Genomic DNA, 21,173 nt, shown 5'->3' with positions numbered 1-21,173 from the left:
AAATTGGTAGTATTACCAAAAAATAAATATGGCACACTGACCTTATCCGTGATATATAAAAGTTACTACTCAATTAAAACACGGGAGGTTGTCAGTATGCCAAGTAAATTTACTAATCATATTGTATCCATTAATGATGAACTTTACAATTACTTAAATGATGTAAATTATGGAATGAGTAAACCTCAATTTCATCATATATCCACTATTATTAATGGATTAATAAATTTAGATGGCACTAAATCTTTATTAAAGATTTCAGAATATATACTAGCTGCTAAAAGCAGCAGTTCCATATATAGATTTTTGAGTAACTCTAAATGGGACGATAGTCTCATAGATAGAAATCGTATTAATTATTTAAAACTACATTTTAATAAACTCATAAAGCCTAAATCCGTAGGATTCTTAGTTATAGATGATACTGTTAATCCAAAAACTCAAGCAAAGAAGATGCAAGGATTAAGCTATAATCATTGCCATACAGAAGGTAAAAATCTTTGGTCCCACTGTGTAGTTACTTCTAATTTTGTAGCAGAGGATATGTCTATTCCGCTAAACTATAAGTCTTATTTTAACGAAGAAAACTGCAAAAATCATAATAAAAAATTTATGAGTAAACCAGATATAGCTTTAGGTTTTATTAATTCTTTTGAAAAACCTTCTAACTGCGATAAAATATATTGTCTTACTGATAGTTGGTACACTAGCGAAAAGTTAATTAATGGTTGTATTTTAAAAGGTTTTAACTTTATTGGGGCTTTAAAATCTAATAGAAAAATCTCTCCATTAGGAATTTCAATGCAAATTAAGGAATTTGCTAAATATATAAATCCATCTACCTTAGATGTAGTTACCGTCGAAGGTAAGGATTATAGAGTATATAAATACGAAGGCAAAGTTTCAAAGATTGAAAATGCATTAGCCTTAATTTGCTATGAAGTTGATGGGGACAGCTTTAAAGAACCAGTATATCTAATGTCTACAGACATAGAACTTAGTAATAAAGCTATAATAAAATACTATCTATATAGATGGAACATTGAAACTAATTACAAATATCTTAAAACACACTTAGGTTTTGACGAATATAAAGTTCAATGTATACTCTCTATCGAGAGGTATTTTCTACTTACATTTTTAGCAATCAATTTTTTAGAGATTTATAGATTATATAATCCTAAAAAACTTGAAACCATTGGTGATACTATAAAGTCTATAAAAAGCCTATCGGCTAAAGAATTGGTGCGTTTTGTTTATGAGGAAGCTAAAAATGATATACCTTTAGACACAATACTTGCTGAATTAAAATTAGTTTCTTAAAAAATTTTGTAAGTTACTTATAGGGAAAGTATAGAATTAAATGCTGTAACTATATTCCTATTAAAGAACTTACATCTATATTTGGGTTTTTAGCTTTTAAAATTAAAGAAGTTAAGAATATAATTGAAAACTGTTTTTTTCAGCATTCATACAGATTTGTTACATTTAAGAATCTTGAAAGCAAGGATATACTTAAGGAATGTTTAATTGAAAGTGATTTATTGAAAAAAGAAGATAGAGTTTTATTTACACAAAAAATAAATAACTATAGTGGTGTACAATCAGAAAGTACTGATGAAATAGTAAATGCAATTGAAGAGTATTGGGATGACGAAGAAATAAAGTTTGAGCTTGCTATATCTCTTCTTAATGAGGATATTTTAGAGAATAAACTTAACTTAATAAGAATATTTACTTCAGATATGGCACTATTTAATTCTATATATAAATCTGCTAAAAGTAATAAAAACAACATATATATACTTATGCTGGACGATAGATTTAGAAAGCGAGTTCTAGATAGAATATTTTTAGATAATGATGATGAGCTTATAAAGCTTGTGATACATTTTATATACAAATGCTATGAAATAAAAAAACAAAATGCTATAAAATTTGATAATATTTATGATGAAATTGAAAAAGGTGTCACTGAAAATTATAGACGTAATATTGATATCATTGAAAATACTATATCGGAAATGTTTGCTTATAAGTCAAAAAATATCTTGAAATTCTTCTTAACCAAAGGTTATAAGTTAGGGTTTAATGAGAGAATTTTAACATTTGAATATATAAATGATTATAATAAATCTATTTTTGATGATTATTTGAGATATAGAATTGAAAGTTTGAATTTATATATTGATACCCAAGAGCAATATTATGAGTACATTGTTAAGATTTTACCTTTTACTTATGAAAGTTATGAAAAAAAGAAAAGCTTAATAATGGAGGCGTATGAATATTTTTTTAATCATAAAGAAATTTCTATGGTTTTAAGTTTAATTAATTCGGTAATTCAAAATAATTTTCAATTTGCCAAAGAAATTATTATTGATTTAATTACTAAAAAGAGTGATGACAAGTTTCAAATTGTATCATATTATAACCCTAAAAAGATGTGTGATGTTTTTGGAAGTTTATATGCATATTTTAAATATGATTTTATATACGAACTATTAATGGAGAAAAGTTTATTTAAAAATAGGGCCTTTAAAGATATAATTGAATACTTTGAATATACTCTTTCATTTAAATTCGATTGGTCAGTAAATGAATTGATCTATAAGAAAATATTCTTTGTTACAGATGATTTAGATAAAGTTTTTTCCTTATATGAAAAATACATAGATAAGATTTACGCTAAACACCAGTTCTTTTATGAATTAGAATATATTGCTCAAAATGAAAAATTTACAGGAAAAAAAAGAGAACAAATTATAAAGGGCTTTAGTAATTTATATTATTATCTAGAGAAAACATATTATGTGAATATTTGCAATCTAAAAAATAGTATTGAAAAGTATTTCCAAGTGAATTTATGATAAGGAGTAAAAAATGATAAGAGATACTATCTTGCAAATAAATAAAAAATTTTTAGAAGAAGGGAAAAATTCACCTCAATTATTTGAGGATTTGGCACAGTTAGAACACTATATTGCTGAGAGTTATGGAAATCGTGTTTTAATTGAATTATTACAAAATGCTGATGATGCGAAATCAACAAAATCATATTTATACTATGATGGTAAAAATTTATATTTTGCTAATAATGGTAAACCCTTTGACGAAAGTGATATCATTTCAATAAGTAGGGCTGGTAGTAGTAATAAGGATAGAAAACAAATGATAGGGTATAGAGGCGTTGGATTTAAAAGTACTACTTTTTTGACAAGTGATATTATTATATTTTCTAATAATGAAAGTTTTACATTTTCTAAAAGTAAAAGTGAAGAAATATTACGTGGTTTTGGAATAAATAAGTGTCCTACAGTAAGAATACCTTTTCTTGTAGAAGGAAATATGGACAGTTCTATATTAGATATAGTGTAGTGCGTCAAAATATAGCTTTTGAAAACTGCATTTCTAAGTCAAATTATAACTATAACTCCAATAACTATCCAGTAATTAAATGCATTTTAAATAATCATATTATTGCTAAATAAAACCTCCTAATGACTTGACATCATTTGGAGGTTATTTTAAGCTTATTATAAAAACTAGAGAAAGGAAAGGGAAGAACCCCAAGCCGTGCAAAGCGAAGGTTCTTCCCTAAAAATAAGAGCGTAAGCTCTTACAACCTATTATTATGATAAGATTATTTTCACAACTATGCAAGTGTTTTAAACAAATTTCTTTTGAAAATGAGATAAATATTTTTGAAGAGTATATGAAAACGGTTAATTCAGAGGCTTTGGTATGTCCATTCTGCGGATCTAAACACGATCTATCCCTATTTGCCTCTTATAAACGCCATCTTGTGACTTATGATAATAATGAAGTTCACGATAATATAATAACTATCAATAGATATATTTGCCCGTCATGCGGACATACTCATGCTATCCTACCTTCGGTAATTGTGCCCTACATGTCATTTAGCTTTAAATTTACTGTGTCTATTATTCATGATTATCTTGTACATAAATTTACCTCTGTAGAAGCTATGTGTGAACATTACTGTATAGCAATATCTACATTCTATCGAATTTTAAATAAATTCAAAGAACATAAACAACTATGGCTTGGACTTTTACAAGACAGGCTTATTTCTAACTTAAGTTTTATACAACGTGTTATAAATAGTACCTTTATTGAAATTGAAACCTTTATAACAAACTTTTTTAATAGAAATGGATTATCCTTTTTTCAAGGAACATCATAATTAAGCTATAGCTATATGCTTTTAATTTTATTTTATATATACCACTCAATACGATAATGGATATTATAATTTCTCCATGATAGCATTTTTATAGAGGTGATGTTGAAATGAATAACAAAGAAATGATTGAAATAGCTTCTATTAGACTAGCCCTAATAGCTCCAGCTATAAATAACACTTATACCGAAAGCTCCAAAATTGCTTATTATAGGCGTGTTGCAACTACTCCTGTAAAATTACCTAACGGTAAGTCAGTTTTGTATAGTCCTGGAACACTATCTAATTGGGAATCAGATTATAATAGGTTTGGTTTTGAGGCCCTTCTACCGAAGACGCGTAGCGACATAGGTAAAACCAGAAAATTAAATGATGTAGCCATAGAACAGATATATATTCTAAAAAATACATTTCCTAAAATTAATGCTACTCTTATATATCATAAACTTATCGAAGATGGCCTTATCAATGAAAAAAGCATATCCTTATCTACAGTTCAAAGATTTATAAAAAATAATGATCTTAAATCTGCTAGATGCATAAATATGAAAGATCGAAAAGCCTTTGAAGAAGAGTTTGCAACTGGTATGTACCAAGGTGATACATGTTATGGCCCGTATATTACTGAAAATGGCATACGTAAAAGAACATATCTAATTATGCTAATTGATGACAAATCAAGGCTTATCGTTGGCGGAAGATTTTTTTACAATGATAACTCTTATAATTTTCAAAAGGTACTTAAAGAATCTATTGCTAGATACGGCATACCTAATAAACTTTATTTGGACAACGGTTCTCCTTATAAAAATGAACAATTAAGTCTTATCTGTGGATCCCTTGGAATAGTAGAACTGCACACCATGGTAAGGGATGGAGCATCCAAAGGAAAAGTAGAAAGAAACTTTAGAACATTAAAAAGTAGATGGCTAAACGCTCTAGATACAGAATCTATATCTTCCTTAGCGGAGCTAAACGATGAGCTATTCGCATATATAAACAAGCATAATGTAACAGTACATTCAGCTACATCACAACGTCCTATCGATAGATATAAAAGCGATTTAGCTCATGTTAAAGTAGCTGCTGATAGTGAGTGGTTGGATAATTGCTTTATGAATCGCATACAACGAAGAGTTAATAATGACTCAACAATAAGCATTGATAAAATATCCTATGATGTACCTATGCAATTTATAGGACAAAAAATTGAAATAAGATATTTACCTGATGATATGGATAATGCATATGTATATTATGAAAATGTTAAATACAGTATTAGAAAAACAAATAAGGTTGAAAATGGTAAAACTAAGCGTAAGAATGCATTTACTATAAATTATTCAAAGGATGGTTTTAAAAATGTTTAAACAATTTTATGGTATGACAATGAATCCATTTGAAAAAGGTATAAAAGAAAAAGATGCCTATATGTCAAATGATCTAAAAGAGATGATATCAAGACTTGAGTATCTTAATGAAGCTAGGGGAATCGGCTTATTTACAGCTTCTCCTGGCAGTGGAAAAACCTTTGCCTTAAGATGCTTTACTAAAAAAGTAAACCCTAATTTGACAAAAGTTATATATCTTTGCTTTACTACTGTAACTACTACTGAGTTCTATAGACAATTTTGCATCTCCTTAGGAATTGAACCTTCCTCTCGTAAATCTGATATGTTTAAGAGTATAAAAGATTATATGGAAAGTATGAGTACAGATAAACGTGTGCACTATATATTAGTTTGGGATGAAGCACAATACCTAAACAATGATATTTTAAAGGATTTAAAGCTACTTATGAACTTCTCCATGGATTCAAAGGACTGTTTTTCTTTAGTTTTGATAGGACAACCTGTGTTAAATAATATCTTAGAAAAACAGATACATGAGGCATTAAAGCAAAGAATTATAATAAATTATAATTTTGGAGGACTTTCTGAACTTGAAGCTTTAGAATATATTAATTCTAGATTATCATTAGCAGGGGCTTCGCCAGAAATATTTGATAACAATGCTGTTTTGGCTGCATATAGAAGTTGTGCTGGCTCTATAAGACGCTTAAATATGATATTAACTAAAGCTTTAATAATAGGTGCGCAGCACGAAAAAAACGTAATCGATACTGATATAATAATGGCTGCCGCCAATGAAATATCATTGCATTAAAATCACAAGGAGCGCTAGCTCCTTTTTCTTTTAGGTGCAAAATGATTTTTCATTAAAAATAAAGTGATTTTGTAGAAATAATTTGACGTAAATTGTACAATAATTATAGAAATAAACTGACGTTTAAATTAGGAGAAATTTGACGTTTAACAATATAGTAAATAAATTACAGAATAAATATAATACAATATTTATATTTAAAAATCCACAAATAAATGTATTAAAAGAAGAGTTAATGAATTTGGATAGTGATATTTTCATTTTTTTAAACAACATTACTGAATTTAAAGTTTCTGTAGAAGATGTAAATGAATTTATAGAAGTATCAAAAGAGGATACTAATATTACTATTGCAAGAAATGGAAACAAGGATATGTGGAGGGTATATAATGGTAGTACTAGTGAAAACTCTTTTCAAATAGCATTAAAAACAGATGGAAAGAAACTTATTCCTTGTTCAGGTAGCGAGTCTGTGTTACATGTTTTTTTACCTACTTTAGACAAACTTGGGTTTCCATTTAAAATTAATGGCCATTTTTCTACAGACCCTTCAAGAAAGCATATTAATTTTGATGAACAGTGTGAAGAAATATTATATGCAGTAGCAAAATTAATAATTGAGATTGTCAAAAGTGTGTTTAATGGTGAAGAAAAGGATTCAAGTATTTTGCAAATTATTACTACAAATAATTCTTTATCTAAATTTTCAATTTATTTTGAAGAAGAATTATATAAATTAATCAGAGTAATACCAATGATAAAAACAAAGGCTGATAGTTTCGTTGCAGTCTCAGGTATAAAAAAGCCACTTAAATTTTTATCATTAGATGAATATAGAATCTTAATTAACAATACAGATAATTTTAATGATAGAGTACCTTCAATAAAAATTGATAACTTTATGTATGATTTTATTAATAAATTTTGTAATGATGAATTTTCTATAGAAGAGTTAATGAGTTTTTTTACTAAGGATTTAGCAAGACAATCAACACTTCATAATATTTTAGGTAAGATTTTTGCTAATTTTATTAATGAAATTGCACAAAAAAATATTAGGTCATTAAATGTTAACAATATATGGTTACCAGGTAACCAAGAAGAATACATAAATATAAGGGGTTTATTAACAAAAAAAATAGAATTTTCAACAGCGTTTAGAGAAACATTTTATGAAAATGTTTACAAGGGGGCTCTTGATTATTTTTATGATAATTATAAAATTGATTTACGTAAATTTGAAGAGGTAAAACAAAAACAAATCTCGTTAGCAGATATAATAGAGAAATCTTCAAATAGTAACAATTATATTAATTCAAATACTTATAGTACTAATAATAAAGGTATTAAAATTAACATTTCAAAATGGAGAAGTGCAGAAATTCAATGCATTGAAATTGAAGAATTTTTATTTGGAAATAAAGCAACTGATGTAAGCAAGCAGAATAAAGGATATGATATTGAGAGTTTTGAAAATAATGGTAGTATTAGATATATAGAGGTAAAATCACTAAATAGTGAAAATGATAGTTTTACTTTAACCAATAATGAATATACTACCGCTCATATGTATGGTGAGCGATATTATATATGCTTAATTATAAATCAGGTTTCTCAAATAAAAGTAATTTATATAAAAGATCCAATAAATAAATTAAAAATGGAAAAGCGAGTTAAACAATGGGAATGGCTCTGTGAAAAATTTGAAGGTGATGAATTTAATATAGATATTTAAAAATATTAAAAAGATACATGGAGTTTATTAAAATAAATTTTTTAATGTAGGTATAGAAATTATTAAAGAACCATTATTAATGAAGAGCTGTTTATACAAGGTTATAACAAAAAAATTTTTGCATATTGTAATGTAAAAAGTATTAGAGCTTTAATAAATAGTAATTTTATGATTATTTAAAGTTTATATTACACTGATTGGTATAAATTTATAAATATAGTTTTTAAGGGGTGGTGGTGTGAATTGGGTTGTAGAATATTGCAAAGCCAAGTTTTACTCTCAATTTGATTTAGACAAGTTATTGGATCAAATTGATAAAAATATAGATCTATGTATTACTGAAATAAGTCATGAAATGCTCTATCTTTTGGATAAGATAGTGACAACAGAGCCTTGTTCATATTGGAACACATCTGTTTGTGGGCAAGTATATAAATTACTGGAAGACTTATATAATAATCATAGTAACGATTTAGAAATTGACGAAACAATTTTTGAGTATTTTTTAATGGGTTATAATTCATACTTACAGATTTCTCAAACAATATTAGATTTGCGTAATTTTAATATAGCTCAAGAAACAAAAACACTACTGTATAGATTACCAACTTATACTGCAATTCTTGAAAGTTGTTTGTCCAACTTCTTAAGAGTTATTGCTTTTTTGACAGGTAAAGCGATAAATAAAGATTATACGTCCCAAAATACGCTCAGTAAATTGGTTGCAGTAGTTAATAAAAATGGATATGAAGAAATTGCAAAAAATATTAATGTGAATTTAAGAAATGCAATAAATCACGGAAAAGTTGCAGTAAAGAGGCAGGCAATTGGTGAAAGACTATGTTTTTATTATATTGAAAACCATGTTTCTAAGTGTCTTGAGTTATCTGTACACGAATTTGATTATATGATAGATTCTGCATTCGACACAGCTAGCGGGGTTTTGCTAGGATTGACTCTTTTCATTAATAAACACATTGAATTATTAAATATTGATACTGTTAAAAGAGATTATCCAGCTTTTTCTTTAATTGCAATGCAACTTAGTATACCTTGTATTTATTGTCGTAGCATAAGTGATATTGGTAATAACAAACAATTGAATGTTGATATAGAAATTCAAAATACAGATAGAGCTTATATCGGTCAAATTGCAACATTAATGGCTATATTAGTTTTTGATCACTACAAAGAATATGAGCAATACATGTTCTCTTTCAGCAATCCTAGAATGCTTACTGGATGGATACGGTATACAAATAAAGAAATTGTTGATATGTATACCCAAGAAAAGAATTTTGATGTTGTATTAAAAAGTGTAATTGAGCGAGGTGATTTCATTATTTTTGATCCTTCAACTGAAGTTGTCGATTTAACTGAAGTAAAATACTTTTGTTTTCCAAACTACACAACTGACAAATATAAAATAAATAATATACAAGATGTCAGTAATCAGGAGCGAAAACGGCTGAGAGCTCATTTATATATTGGAGATGTTGAAAATAAGGAAGAAATTCTTGAAGTTATTACTAATGCAATTGAATGGCTAAAAGGTATCAAAAATCCACCATCACCAAGAATACAACAAAAGCATGGTTTAATGGAAGCAGATTCTTTATATATTAATGTTTATAAAAAGGATTATCGTACAAATAAGGAGATATTGCCAAACAATAAGAATTTTATTTGTTTTGTAGATTATAATTCTAAAGGAAAAACCACACTTAAAAACGGAGGCTTACCAGAATATATTTGGAATAAATTTTATCATGAAATAATAGGTAACATTGAAATTGCCTGGCGTGAAAGTTGTTATTTTACAAGACATTCTAAAAAAGTTGGACGCAATGATTTTTGTCCATGTGGAAGTGGAAAAAAGTATAAAAAATGTTGTGGCAAATGATTTTTATAGTGTTTTTACATAAGTTCTGTGTATACTATTCAGAGTATGTATAAGACTAGCATTTTTACAAGTGCTAGTTTTTTTATTATAGAATTTTAGTGGTGTTAGAAAGTTATTTAAATTTAAAAAAGAAGTATAGTTATTTATAAAAGTAAATACACTTTTGATAAATACTTACTTGAACAATACGATAGATCCTAAAACAAACTTGGATAAAATGGAAAATGTGTTTTTATTTAATATTGTATAGGGTATAATATATAATAATGAATTATTTTAAATGAATAGGAGTTATAAAAATGTACAATAAATTTTTACAAATATTAAAGGAAACAAAGGGTATTCATAATTCATTAAATGAAATATTAAAATATGATTTTATCTACCATTCTAATAAAATAGAGGGAAGTACATTTACGACAGAAGCTTTACAAATGCTTATGGAAAAAAATATAGTTACAGGAACTCATACTTTAGATGATGTACAAGAAACTGTGAATTCGTTTTATACATTTGATTTAATTATTGATAGTTTGGATAAGCCTTTAACTTTAGAAATGATAAAAGAGTGGCATGCTAGTTTAATGTATAGAACTAGACTATATGATTTAGGTTTAGCAGGTGTTTTTAAGAAATATTCTAATAAAATATTAGGGGCTAATTTTGATACAGCAAATCCTTGGGAAGTTGAAGATAAATTGAATATTTTAATAAATAAATTTAATAATCTAAAAGAAGTAACATTAGAAGATATAGCAAAATTTCATTTAGAATTTGAAAAGATACATCCATTTCAAGATGGTAATGGAAGAATAGGTCGTTTTATATTTTTAAAACAATTACTTGATAATAGGTTACCGCTTAAATATATGAATGGTGAAACTTCAACTGAATATAAAAAAGCTTTAGAGGAATCTACAAATAATAATGTAAAACCTCTTATTAATTATTTAAATAAACAGAGGAATTTTATTGAAGAGAATAGGAATATGTTTTAATTAAATTATACAATAAAACTTGTTTAGTGAGAGGAATGTATTAATATGAAAAAAGTTCCCTATGGTATATCTAATTTTCAGACAATTAGAGAACAAAATTATTTATATGTAGACAAAAGTAAATACATTGAGATTCTAGAAAATGAGCCTCCATATCAGTTTTTTATAAGGCCTAGAAAGTTTGGTAAAAGTTTATTTTTATCTATGATAGAAAATTATTATGATATAAATAAAGCTGAAAAATTTGAAGAATTATTTAAAGATTTATATATAGGGTTAAATCCAACTGAGAGAAGAAATCAGTATTTAGTATTATATATAAATTTCTCTAATTTAGTGGTAAGTGAAGGAAAAGAAAGATTTATAGAAAGTTTTGATAACTGTGTTTTGTCAGCTGCTAAGGAGTTTTTGGCTAAATATGATAAGTTTTTTCAAGATAAAGATATTTTAAATGAATCTAAAGGTGCTGAAATAGTTATAAATAAAATTATATCATTGACTAATACCACAAATAAAAAAATGTTTATAATAATTGATGAGTATGATAACTTTGCAAATGATTTAATTTCATGTGGTAATAAAAATTTATATTATGAAGTGATATCAAGCGAGAGATATGTAAGAACTTTTTATAAAACTATAAAAACTGGCACTGCATTTTGTGTAGAAAGAATTTTTATTACAGGAGTAAGTCCTATAATGCTAGATGATTTAACTAGCGGATTTAACATAACAATTAATTTGACTTTAGAAAATAATGTAAATGAGATGCTGGGTTTTAATGAAGAAGAAATAAGAAGCATATTAAAAGAATATAAAATAGATGAAATGTTTGATTTAGAAACTGTTTTAAAAGACATGAAAAAATATTATGATGGTTATTTGTTTAGTAAGTTTTCAAAAAATAGAGTATATAATCCAAGTTTGTCTCTTTATTTTATACAAAATATTATAAAAAATAAAGTTTATCCTGAAAATTTATTAGATATGAATATTAAAACTGATTATAGAAAGTTAGAAAATATGGCATTTAATTTTAGGGATGAGGAAATTGTAAAAAAACTTATTTTAGGAGAAGAAATAAGCACAAAATTGGTGGAAAAATTTAATTTAGAATATATGTATGATAAAAAGGAGAATTTTGTATCTCTACTATATTATATGGGTATGCTTACAATTCACAATACTTATTTTGATAAGTATATTATGGCCATACCTAATTATGCAGTTAGGACTATTTATTGGGAATATTTTATTGAAAAATTTCAAGAAAAATCCAAATTATTAGTAGAAGATGAAATGTTATTTGATGCGGTAAATAATATGGCTTCAAATGGCAAAATAACATTATTTAATGAGTATTTAAAGAATTTTATTTCTGTATTATCTAATAGAGATTTAATGCAGTTTAATGAAAAAAGTGTAAAGATGATTTTAATTTCTTTTTTTATAAATGGTATATATCTAGTAAATAGTGAATTTGAGGTAGAAGGTGGATATATAGATATATTTCTTTCTTCAAATAAAGCTTATGATAAATATATTAATTATGAGTGGGTTATAGAACTTAAATATATAAAGGAAAGTGAAAAAGATAAGTTCGAAGAAGTCAAAAATCAGGGATTAGAGCAACTTCAAAGATATAAATGCAGCAGCAAATTAGAACATGCTTCAAATAAAAGCAAGAAATATTTATTGATAATTGTTATAGGTAAAAAACATGTGGAATGTATTGAATTATAGAAGGTGGAGCTAATGAATAAATATTAGCAAAATATCATATAACTCAATTTTTGCATATAAATTTGTAAGTTTTACATTAGATTAATAAGGGTTTTTCATTCTAAATTTTCAATTTTACATTATAACTAATCCTCTAGCATATTAATATATATAGCAATATGCTGGAGGATTTTTTGTGTCTAAAGTAGATATAGAATTTCATTATGGGGATAAGAACTTTCAGGAGCTATTGGAGAAAATTATTTTAGAAAAGATTTTATATTACAGCATTACGAAAAAAAATAAAATATGCTATAGTAAAGATAATCGCACAGCTGCCATTTACTCTAAAGAGCAAGATTGAGGGAGTGAATGGCATGAGAAAAATATGGAATGTGGCTATATACGCTAGAGTTTCCACAGATAAAAAAGAACAACAAGAGTCTATACCAGCTCAAGTTTCCAGTCTAAAAAAATGGCTTTTAGAAAAAAGCAAAAACGATAAAGAAGCAGTTTACAATCTTATTGATGTCTATGAAGACGCAGGCTTTTCAGGATCTAATTTTCAGCGGGACAGTTTTATAAAAATGAAGGAAGATATAGAGCATAAAAAGATAAATATGGTTTTAACTAGGGATTTATCAAGGTTTTCAAGAAACTATATAACTGCTGGATATTATCTAGAGGATTATTTTAAAGTAAATGGAATAAGATTTATATCGGTACTTGATAATGTAGATACCCTTGAGGAAGTTAATGATATAGTTCCATTTAAAAATATTTTAAATGAGATGTATATAAAAGACTGCTCAAGGCGTTCAAGAGATGGACTAAAGCAGAGAATGCTTAGGGGATCTTCTATTGCCAGTAAACCACCCTATGGCTATAAATTTCAAAAGCAGTACAATGAAAATATCAAAACTATAGCTCTTGTACCAGCGGGAGATGAAACTACTGAAGTAGTAAAAGAGATTTATAATTTATATTTGCAAGGATGGGGCGCTGGGAGAATTGCATCTTATTTGAATAGTAAGGGGATTAAACCGCCCTCAGCAAGACTTGAAAATTTTGCTTTTTCTAAATTTGGACTTTGGAATAGCAATACAATATTGTCTATATTAAAAAATCCCAAATATGCAGGATACATGGTTCAAGGTAGGTATAAAAAAATAAGCTATAAGGTAAAAAAAGTAGTTAAGACACCTAAAGAGGAGTGGATAATAGGCGGAGAATTCCCAGGGATAATTTCTAAAGAGATTTTTGAAAAAACTCAAAGGGAGATTCAAAAAAGAGCTAATGGATATAGATATAAGTATGATAGTGTGCATATTTTCTCTGGAATACTAAAATGTAATGAATGTGGTGGCAGCATGTCCTATAGAAAAAAATATAAAGGCTATAAATGCACAAACAGTCAGCAGGGTGCCAAAAGATGTACTGCACATTCAATAAAAGAGGACTATCTTAAAGAAACTATTATTTCAGATTTGAAAAATTATGTATCTAAAATCAATAAGGGAGAAATTTATAAAAAAGCAAAGTCAAAGGTAACAAAAAAGAAAAATAAGAATTCAGAATTAGATACTATTCAAAGAGAACTGCAAAAATTAGATAAGCAATTTGAAAAACTGTATTTAGATAAGCTAGAAGATGTAATAAATGAAAGAAATTTTAAGATGGTTTTAGAGAACATTCAATCAAAGCAAGCAAGATTACTTAGAAAAAAAGAAGAATTATGCAAAGCAATACACAATGAAAAATCTGTAGATGATGAATATAAATATTATAAAGATAAGATAGATAGAATTATAAATTTTCAGGAATTTGATAGATTTATTGTGGAAAGCCTAATAGATAAGATTGTGGTTACTGAAGATAAAAATACTAGGGATAAGAGGGTACAGGTTTATTATAAGTTCAATTAAAAGGTGGAATAAGTGATCCGAGAAATGAAAATATCTTTAAGATGTTTAATTTACTAGGTATTGGAGAACGTGCAGGTTCAGGCCTCGAAAATATACAACTTGCATGGAAAGAGCAAGAGTGGTTAGCACCAGATTTGGAAGAATTATACGATCCAGATAGAATAGTATTGACCTTAAGGACAATTTCAATGTTACCAGAACAAAGCATAATGTTACTTAAATCAGCATTGAAAAATAAATATAATGAATTAAGTAGGGAAGAAGTTATGGCACTAGTAGCATCAGATCAGGAAGAATATGTTACTAATAATAGACTTCAACAACTACTGGATACACATGCAATAAATAGTAATAAAATACTATCATTATTAGTTGATAAAGGTTATTTGGAGGCTGATGGAATAGGTAGAGGAACTAAGTATTATTTAACAGAAGTATTTAAAAATGTAAGCAATGAAAATATAAATGATATAGATAATATAGATAATGATGATTGTGATAAAAAATCAGTTGTTTTAGGAGCAGATGAAAAAAAGGTGCTAGATTATGTAATTAAAAATGAATTTATAAATACTAAAAAATGTACTAGTGAGTTAGGGTTTGGTAGAACGAAGAGTAAAGAGATTTTTAATGCATTAATACAATTAGATAAAATAAAAAGAATTGGAGCAGGGTCGAAAATTAGATATGTATTAGTAGATTCAAATGTAGAAGAATAAAAACGACCGGCCGCGACCTGTAGCGACCGATGAAAAATTAATAAAAAAGACCTATATCCTGAACAAGGAGACCGCCACATGCATAGGTCTTTCAGCCGTGAAGCTTTTAAAAAAAGATCAAGATGCAACTATGATTGTTTTGCCATCAGATCATTATATAGAAGGCAATGATGAATTTATAGATACTATAAATCAAGCGGTAGAGATAGTTCAGAGAAGAAGGGGACTTGTGACTATAGGAATAAATCCTACAAGACCTGAAACTGGATATGGCTATATAAGAGCTGGCGAAAGAATAGTCAGTAGAATACCTTCATATAAGGTTGAGCGATTTTTAGAGAAACCTAATCTTGAAGTAGCCAAGGATTTAATAATAGATGGAAATTATATGTGGAATAGTGGAATGTTCATATGGAGGGCAGATGTATTCCTTAGAGAAATGGAAAAATATTTACCTAAAATGTATGAAAGACTTATGAATGTATATAAGTCTTTGGATACAGATGAAGAGGAAAAGGTTATAGGTGAAGAGTATCAGTTAATTGATGGAATATCTGTAGACTTTGGAATAATGCAAAAGACTAGAAGAGCTTATGTAATAAAGAGCAATTTTATATGGGATGATATTGGGAGTTTTGAATCCCTTAGTAGATTTTTAGCAGAATATCGAGGAAATAATATAACAGGAAATGCCTATATGGAGGAGAGTGAAAATTGTTCTATATTTGGAGGTAAGAAACTCATAATAGGATTTGGTATAAAGGATTTGGTGATAGTAGATTCCGGAGATGTTATACTTATTATGGATAAAAATAAGGATCAGGAGATGAAACATTTAGTAAATAAAATGAAAGATGACAATAAGTTAAGTGGATATTTGTAGTTTAAATTTAAAAATAATTTTAAGTAAGGCAGGATAAACCTGCCTTTAATTATTATTTACTAGATTTACCCTTATTAGCAACTGATTGGGCATTTAATCTTTTAGTTTCTTCAATAGTGTTAGTAAAGTTATTAGCAGGCATAGCACCATTAGTCATTGAACTACTAGACATATTAGAAGTAGAACTAGACATACCTTTGTTAGCAACTGATTGAGCATTTAAGGTTTTAGTTTCTTCAATAGTGTTAGTAAAGTTATTAGCAGACATAGTATTATTAGTCATTGAACTGCTAGACATAGAACCAGCTTTTCCTTTATTAGCAACTGATTGGGCATTTAATCTCTTAGTTTCTTCTAAATTATTATTCATAAGTATTACTCCTTTCTCTTTATAGAGTTTGATTTTTAGTACATTATTATTTTGTCTATTTCACATTAGTATATAAGTATGTAAAGGTGGGATTTAAGGAATTTTTTTTACCATATGAGATTTAAAGAAAAAAGTTTAAATACCTTGGTTGGTTGTATAGGTGGAAGTTACTTGGTTATTATAATAATAGTGAATTTAAAGAATTATATATCCCAAATTTTTCTTTTTTCTGTTATAATTTTTGTATGAGGAATTTTATCAGAGTTGTTATAGGGGGCAATAATGGGATATGAAAAGAAAAATATTAAATGTAATAAGTATTTTATTAATAGTTTCAGGTATAGGTATTATAGGTGGTACTCTTTATTTAAGGTATAAAGTGGAAAATAAAAATAAAACTATGGTAAAGCAGTTTGAAGAGAGAGTAAAGGAAAGTAGAAATAAAAATAGTAAAAATGAAGATAATAACAAGGTAGATTCCAGGGATGCAAAAAAGAAAGAGCTTTCATTGTCAGAAGGAACTATAGGTATTATTCAAATACCAAAAATCGATTTAACAGTGGCCATAGGAGAGGGAGTTAAAAAGGAACTTTTAAGGTATGCAGTAGGACATTTTCCTGAAACTGTGATGCCAGGTGAAAAGGGAAACTGCGCTCTTGCTGGACATAGTAGTTACGTATATAATGAATTTTTTAATGGGCTTGAAGAGAATATAGCAAATGGAGATAAAATTTTAATAAAAACTATGCAGGGAGATTTTGAGTACAAGGTTTATGATAAATTTGTTGTGGAGCCTGAAAGAGTAGAGGTTTTAAATCCTAGTGAGGAAAGTATTCTTACTTTAGTAACTTGCACAGAAAAGGGCAAAAGAAGATTGATAGTAAAGGCCAAATTATTGCTGCCTGGCACCTCCCGAAATAAGTAGAAATGTGGGAGGTTGTCTTGAATAAACATAGTTTAATTTTTGGTATTTTGTAGATAATTGTATACCTAAAATAGTAAAAAATATATTGCATAATAAATGTAGTTGTGATATTATAATTATGTTATAGTTAATAAATTATAACATAAAAGATTTAATAACGATTAAAACATTCCCTTTTTAGGTTATCGAGTAGATCCGTTTTAAATCTTGGTATAAATTAAAAGGAGGAATGTTTAAATGGCAGATAAAACTTTAACATGTAAAGATTGCGGAAAAGAATTTGTATTCACTGAGGGAGAACAAGCGTTCTACAAAGAAAAAGGTTTTGAAAATGAACCTCAAAGATGCCCTGAGTGCAGAAAAGCTAGAAAACAAGAAAGAAACAACAGAGGATTCAGAAGATAATATCAACTGATATAGAAACCTATAGGAATTTATTCCTATAGGTTTTTTATTTTATTATCAATGATATATATGAAACTTCTAACATGGTATCTAACATTTTGTTAGAAAAGTTCACTTATTGAATATGAATTGTAGTACCTATTGGTACAAAATCATATATATATTTTGCATTTTCAGTAGATAGTCTTATGCAGCCATGGGAAAGGCTATAGCCAAGTCTACTGTCCATAACTTTGCCATTAAAATCATATAATATAGAATGGAATAAATAATTGCCTTGTATCTGGGAGTAGTATTTTACTACGCAATAATCTAATTTCAGTTCTTTACCTTTTAAACTAAGTTTATATGTGCCTTTTATAGTTGGAGTAGAAGGAGCGCCAGTGGTGCAAGTGAAAGATTTTATTAATTTCCAATTTTTACATTGTCCTGAAAATATATTGACCTTATGAGATTTAAGATCTACATATATAAAGTATGGTGTAGTAGAGCAGAAACATTGATTATTAATATCTATAATGTTATTTTTGTTAGTAGATTTTTTAGAGGATTCTTTTGGAGTTTTTCTCTTAGAAGAATCGTTATTTTTAACTTCAGGTTTATGGTATTTTAATTTATCTTCTTTTGCATTTTTAAGTTTTTCAAAAGTATCTTTACCAACTATTCCATCTACCACTAATCCAGCCTTAAATTGAAATTCCATTATATATTTAGTAGTTTTTTGACCATATTGTCCATCTACAATTATAGGATAACCTAATCTTTTTAAGTGATTTTGAATAAGTTCTACGGAGGAACCTGTATCTCCAGGTTTAATTATGAAGTTTTTCTTATCTTTTGTTTTCGCAGAGTTTATAATTTTTAAATGATGATTTAAGTAGTCTTCTGAATAATATGGATCTGGAATAATGTTATCTTTGGAAAGTGAAGTATTTATTGAGTTATTCAAATTATTTATGTGATGATTTTTATCTTTAGAACTTACGTTATAGGCTACTATTGAAATAACGATGGCTATTGAAGAAGCTATAATTCTATTTTTTTTACCTATTTTAATCATCTCCTTACCGCATAATACATTATATGAAGAACAATTTTAAATTTTACTGAAATTTTTATGATAAAAACATAAAAAAATATTGCATAATTATAAATAATAATATATAATCTTTTACAATGAATAAATAAAGTGAATATTACAAGTAAATAAGTAAATATAATAATATACAATTCAAATTAGTTATTTATCATAATACGTCCCAAAAGAGAAAAACCTATGCAATACTTGAAAAATCATATGATAAGGATGCGATGATTATCTTTGCGTGATTTTAATATATATTTAATATTAGTCTTGTAACAATATTTATAATTTAATTAAGGAATATATTTACTTAACATACCATACATATAAATTCATTTATATGTATAATTTATTAAAATTAATGCATAAATATAAGCTAATATGAATAAAAATACATCAAGCAAAATACACAGTAAAAAATATTGAAGATAAGGTATATAGGATAATGTTCAAAAATCATAAATTGAATAATTAAAAATTAAAAAACAAAAGTAAAAATAAAAGTAAAAATAAAAACGAAATTAAAAATTAAATTCAAGAAACAAAAAACAGAAAAGTAAAAAATAAAAATTAAAAGGGAGGAAAATATTATGAAAAAAATTCTATCTATTATTTTAACAGTTTTAATGGTAAGCACTTTGTTAGTAGCATGTGGAAAAAAGAAGAGTGAAGGTAATGCACTCCAAAATGTAAAAAATTCAGGTAAGTTAACTATAGGACTAGATGATTCTTATCCACCAATGGAGTTTAGAGATTCAAAAAATAATTTGGTGGGATTTGACATAGATTTAGGCAAGGAAATAGCTAAGAAACTTGGGGTTAAGGCTGAATTTATAACTTCCGATTTTAATGGAATATTATTAGCTCTTAATGCTTCAAAATTTAATGTGATAATTTCAGGATTGAGTATTACTGATAAGAGAAAGGAAACTATAGATTTTTCAAAACCATACATAATGGGTGGACAAGTTATAGCTGTGAGAAGTGAAGAAACATCCATAAAAAGTTTTAAAGATTTAAAAGGCAAAGTATTGGCATGTCAATTAGGTTCTACTGGTGACAAGGCTGCTTCTGAAATTAAGGAGTTAAAAGAAGTGAAAAAGTATGACAAAATAACAGAGGCATTTCATGAATTATCTTCTAAAAGAGTAGATGCGGTTATTATGGATGCTCAAGTAGGTGGATATTATACTACTAAAAGTCCTGGAGAATACAAAATATTAGATGGCATGGTAAGTAAAGAGCCTATGGGCATTGGATTTAAAAAGAATGATAAAGAATTAAAAGATGCTATACAGAAGGCTATTGATGAGCTAAAACAGGAAGGAACTTTATCTAAATTATCAATTAAATGGTTTGGATTTGATGCTTATGCAAAGAATATGGAAAATTAATAATATTAAATTTTGAAATTATTATTCAATTGTAAAACTATCAATAAAAGATTAAATAGGCAAAGGAGGAGAGCATTTGCAATTAAATATTATTAAAGAAATGTTTCCTATTATATTAAAAGGTAGCATTATGACTATTGAGCTTACAGTTGTATCAGTGTTTTTAGGTAGCATCATTGGAGTATTAGTTTCCCTAATGAAACTCTCTGGAAATAAATTCTTGTATACTATAGGAGGGTTTTATACATGGCTTTTAAGAGGAACACCTATTTTATTGCAATTATTTTTCTTTTATTATGGCTTACCCTTTGTAGGAATAGAACTTACCCCTATGTACGCAGCTATTATAGGATTAAGTTTAAATTCTGGGGCATATATGGCTGAAATAATCCGAGGTGGGATTTTATCAGTGGATAAGGGGCAATTTGAGGCATGTAAAGCATTGGGTTTTAATTATGTACAATCTATGAAAAAGGTGGTATTACCTCAAGCTTTTAAAATTATAACTCCTTCCGTGGGAAATGAATTTATTACCATGCTTAAAGATACTTCTTTAGTCTCTACTATATCCATGGTTGAAACTATGAGATCAGCGCAGCTTTTATATGCATCAAGCTTTAGACCTATGGAAGCCTTCTTTATAGCAGGAAGTCTTTATTTGGTAATGACTACATTGTTTACAACCGTATTTTCTTTATTAGAGAAGAAACTTTCAATTTATTAAATACACTAAAATA

At 27.3% G+C, this 21,173-nt stretch carries 19 protein-coding genes and 1 pseudogene; 18 read left to right on the top strand and 2 right to left on the bottom strand.

Features of this window, described 5'->3' with window-relative positions; genetic code table 11:
• The first annotated feature begins 96 nt into the window (after positions 1-96).
• From C1715_RS16800 to C1715_RS16740, 14 genes and pseudogenes are all read left to right on the top strand, one after another.
• Positions 97-1,323, top strand: a complete 1,227-nt coding sequence (locus tag C1715_RS16800; protein ID WP_102399121.1) for an IS701 family transposase — start codon at positions 97-99, stop codon at positions 1,321-1,323.
• Between the two features lie 221 nt (positions 1,324-1,544).
• Entirely contained in the window at positions 1,545-2,870 is a 1,326-nt protein-coding gene (locus tag C1715_RS16795) for a hypothetical protein (protein ID WP_102401509.1), read from the top strand.
• Positions 2,871-2,883: 13 nt separating this feature from the next.
• The gene (locus C1715_RS16790) at positions 2,884-3,378 is read left to right on the top strand and encodes a sacsin N-terminal ATP-binding-like domain-containing protein (RefSeq protein ID WP_102401508.1); all 495 of its coding nucleotides are present in this window, start codon (positions 2,884-2,886) and stop codon (positions 3,376-3,378) included.
• A gap of 256 nt (positions 3,379-3,634) precedes the next feature.
• Positions 3,635-4,210: a DUF6431 domain-containing protein gene (locus C1715_RS16785; RefSeq protein WP_102398653.1), complete on the top strand. Its 576-nt coding sequence runs from the start codon at positions 3,635-3,637 to the stop codon at positions 4,208-4,210.
• Positions 4,211-4,317: 107 nt separating this feature from the next.
• Entirely contained in the window at positions 4,318-5,577 is a 1,260-nt protein-coding gene (locus C1715_RS16780) for a DDE-type integrase/transposase/recombinase (protein ID WP_102398654.1), read from the top strand.
• Positions 5,570-6,373: an ExeA family protein gene (locus C1715_RS16775; protein WP_102398655.1), complete on the top strand. Its 804-nt coding sequence runs from the start codon at positions 5,570-5,572 to the stop codon at positions 6,371-6,373. Before C1715_RS16780 ends, C1715_RS16775 begins: the two co-directional genes overlap by 8 nt.
• A 139-nt stretch (positions 6,374-6,512) precedes the next feature.
• On the top strand, positions 6,513-8,108 hold the full coding sequence (locus C1715_RS16770) for a protein NO VEIN domain-containing protein (protein WP_102401507.1): 1,596 nt from the start codon (positions 6,513-6,515) through the stop codon (positions 8,106-8,108).
• A gap of 238 nt (positions 8,109-8,346) precedes the next feature.
• A complete protein-coding gene (locus tag C1715_RS20350) occupies positions 8,347-10,011 on the top strand; it encodes an SEC-C metal-binding domain-containing protein (protein ID WP_278320124.1) in 1,665 nt (554 codons plus the stop codon).
• A gap of 299 nt (positions 10,012-10,310) precedes the next feature.
• On the top strand, positions 10,311-11,009 hold the full coding sequence (locus C1715_RS16760) for a Fic family protein (RefSeq protein WP_102401506.1): 699 nt from the start codon (positions 10,311-10,313) through the stop codon (positions 11,007-11,009).
• Positions 11,010-11,054: 45 nt separating this feature from the next.
• Positions 11,055-12,752 carry an AAA family ATPase gene (locus tag C1715_RS16755; protein WP_102401505.1) on the top strand — a complete coding sequence of 566 codons (1,698 nt, stop codon included), beginning with the start codon at positions 11,055-11,057 and terminating at the stop codon, positions 12,750-12,752.
• 175 nt (positions 12,753-12,927) lie between these two features.
• The gene (locus C1715_RS19545; RefSeq protein WP_171011415.1) at positions 12,928-13,095 is read left to right on the top strand and encodes a hypothetical protein; all 168 of its coding nucleotides are present in this window, start codon (positions 12,928-12,930) and stop codon (positions 13,093-13,095) included.
• 13 nt (positions 13,096-13,108) lie between these two features.
• Positions 13,109-14,656, top strand: coding sequence for a recombinase family protein (locus C1715_RS16750; protein ID WP_102401504.1), 1,548 nt, complete (start codon positions 13,109-13,111; stop codon positions 14,654-14,656).
• Positions 14,657-14,697: 41 nt separating this feature from the next.
• Positions 14,698-15,375: a hypothetical protein gene (locus C1715_RS16745; protein WP_180964116.1), complete on the top strand. Its 678-nt coding sequence runs from the start codon at positions 14,698-14,700 to the stop codon at positions 15,373-15,375.
• 16 nt (positions 15,376-15,391) lie between these two features.
• Positions 15,392-16,258, top strand: a pseudogene (locus C1715_RS16740) (mannose-1-phosphate guanylyltransferase); the annotation flags it as partial.
• A gap of 52 nt (positions 16,259-16,310) precedes the next feature.
• Here the strand turns inward: C1715_RS16740 and C1715_RS16735 are convergent.
• Positions 16,311-16,628: a hypothetical protein gene (locus C1715_RS16735; protein ID WP_102401502.1), complete on the bottom strand. Its 318-nt coding sequence runs from the start codon at positions 16,626-16,628 to the stop codon at positions 16,311-16,313.
• 289 nt (positions 16,629-16,917) lie between these two features.
• On the opposite strand from C1715_RS16735, the gene C1715_RS16730 reads away from it, so the two are divergent.
• Positions 16,918-17,553, top strand: coding sequence for a class D sortase (locus C1715_RS16730; RefSeq protein WP_102401501.1), 636 nt, complete (start codon positions 16,918-16,920; stop codon positions 17,551-17,553).
• Between the two features lie 237 nt (positions 17,554-17,790).
• A complete protein-coding gene (locus tag C1715_RS16725; RefSeq protein WP_102401500.1) occupies positions 17,791-17,958 on the top strand; it encodes a zinc-ribbon domain-containing protein in 168 nt (55 codons plus the stop codon).
• Between the two features lie 115 nt (positions 17,959-18,073).
• Here the strand turns inward: C1715_RS16725 and C1715_RS19875 are convergent, their stop codons facing one another.
• Positions 18,074-19,018: a L,D-transpeptidase family protein gene (locus C1715_RS19875; protein ID WP_102401499.1), complete on the bottom strand. Its 945-nt coding sequence runs from the start codon at positions 19,016-19,018 to the stop codon at positions 18,074-18,076.
• Positions 19,019-19,632: 614 nt separating this feature from the next.
• On the opposite strand from C1715_RS19875, the gene C1715_RS16715 reads away from it, so the two are divergent.
• Positions 19,633-20,436, top strand: coding sequence for an ABC transporter substrate-binding protein (locus C1715_RS16715; RefSeq protein WP_102401498.1), 804 nt, complete (start codon positions 19,633-19,635; stop codon positions 20,434-20,436).
• 100 nt (positions 20,437-20,536) lie between these two features.
• Positions 20,537-21,160, top strand: coding sequence for an amino acid ABC transporter permease (locus tag C1715_RS16710; protein WP_423240841.1), 624 nt, complete (start codon positions 20,537-20,539; stop codon positions 21,158-21,160).
• The last annotated feature ends 13 nt before the right edge of the window (positions 21,161-21,173 follow it).

The organism is Haloimpatiens massiliensis, from assembly GCF_900184255.1.
Lineage (GTDB): Bacteria > Bacillota > Clostridia > Clostridiales > Clostridiaceae > Haloimpatiens > Haloimpatiens massiliensis.
Note: the sequence above shows the minus strand (reverse complement) of the source record. Positions and strands in the feature narration are given on the sequence as shown.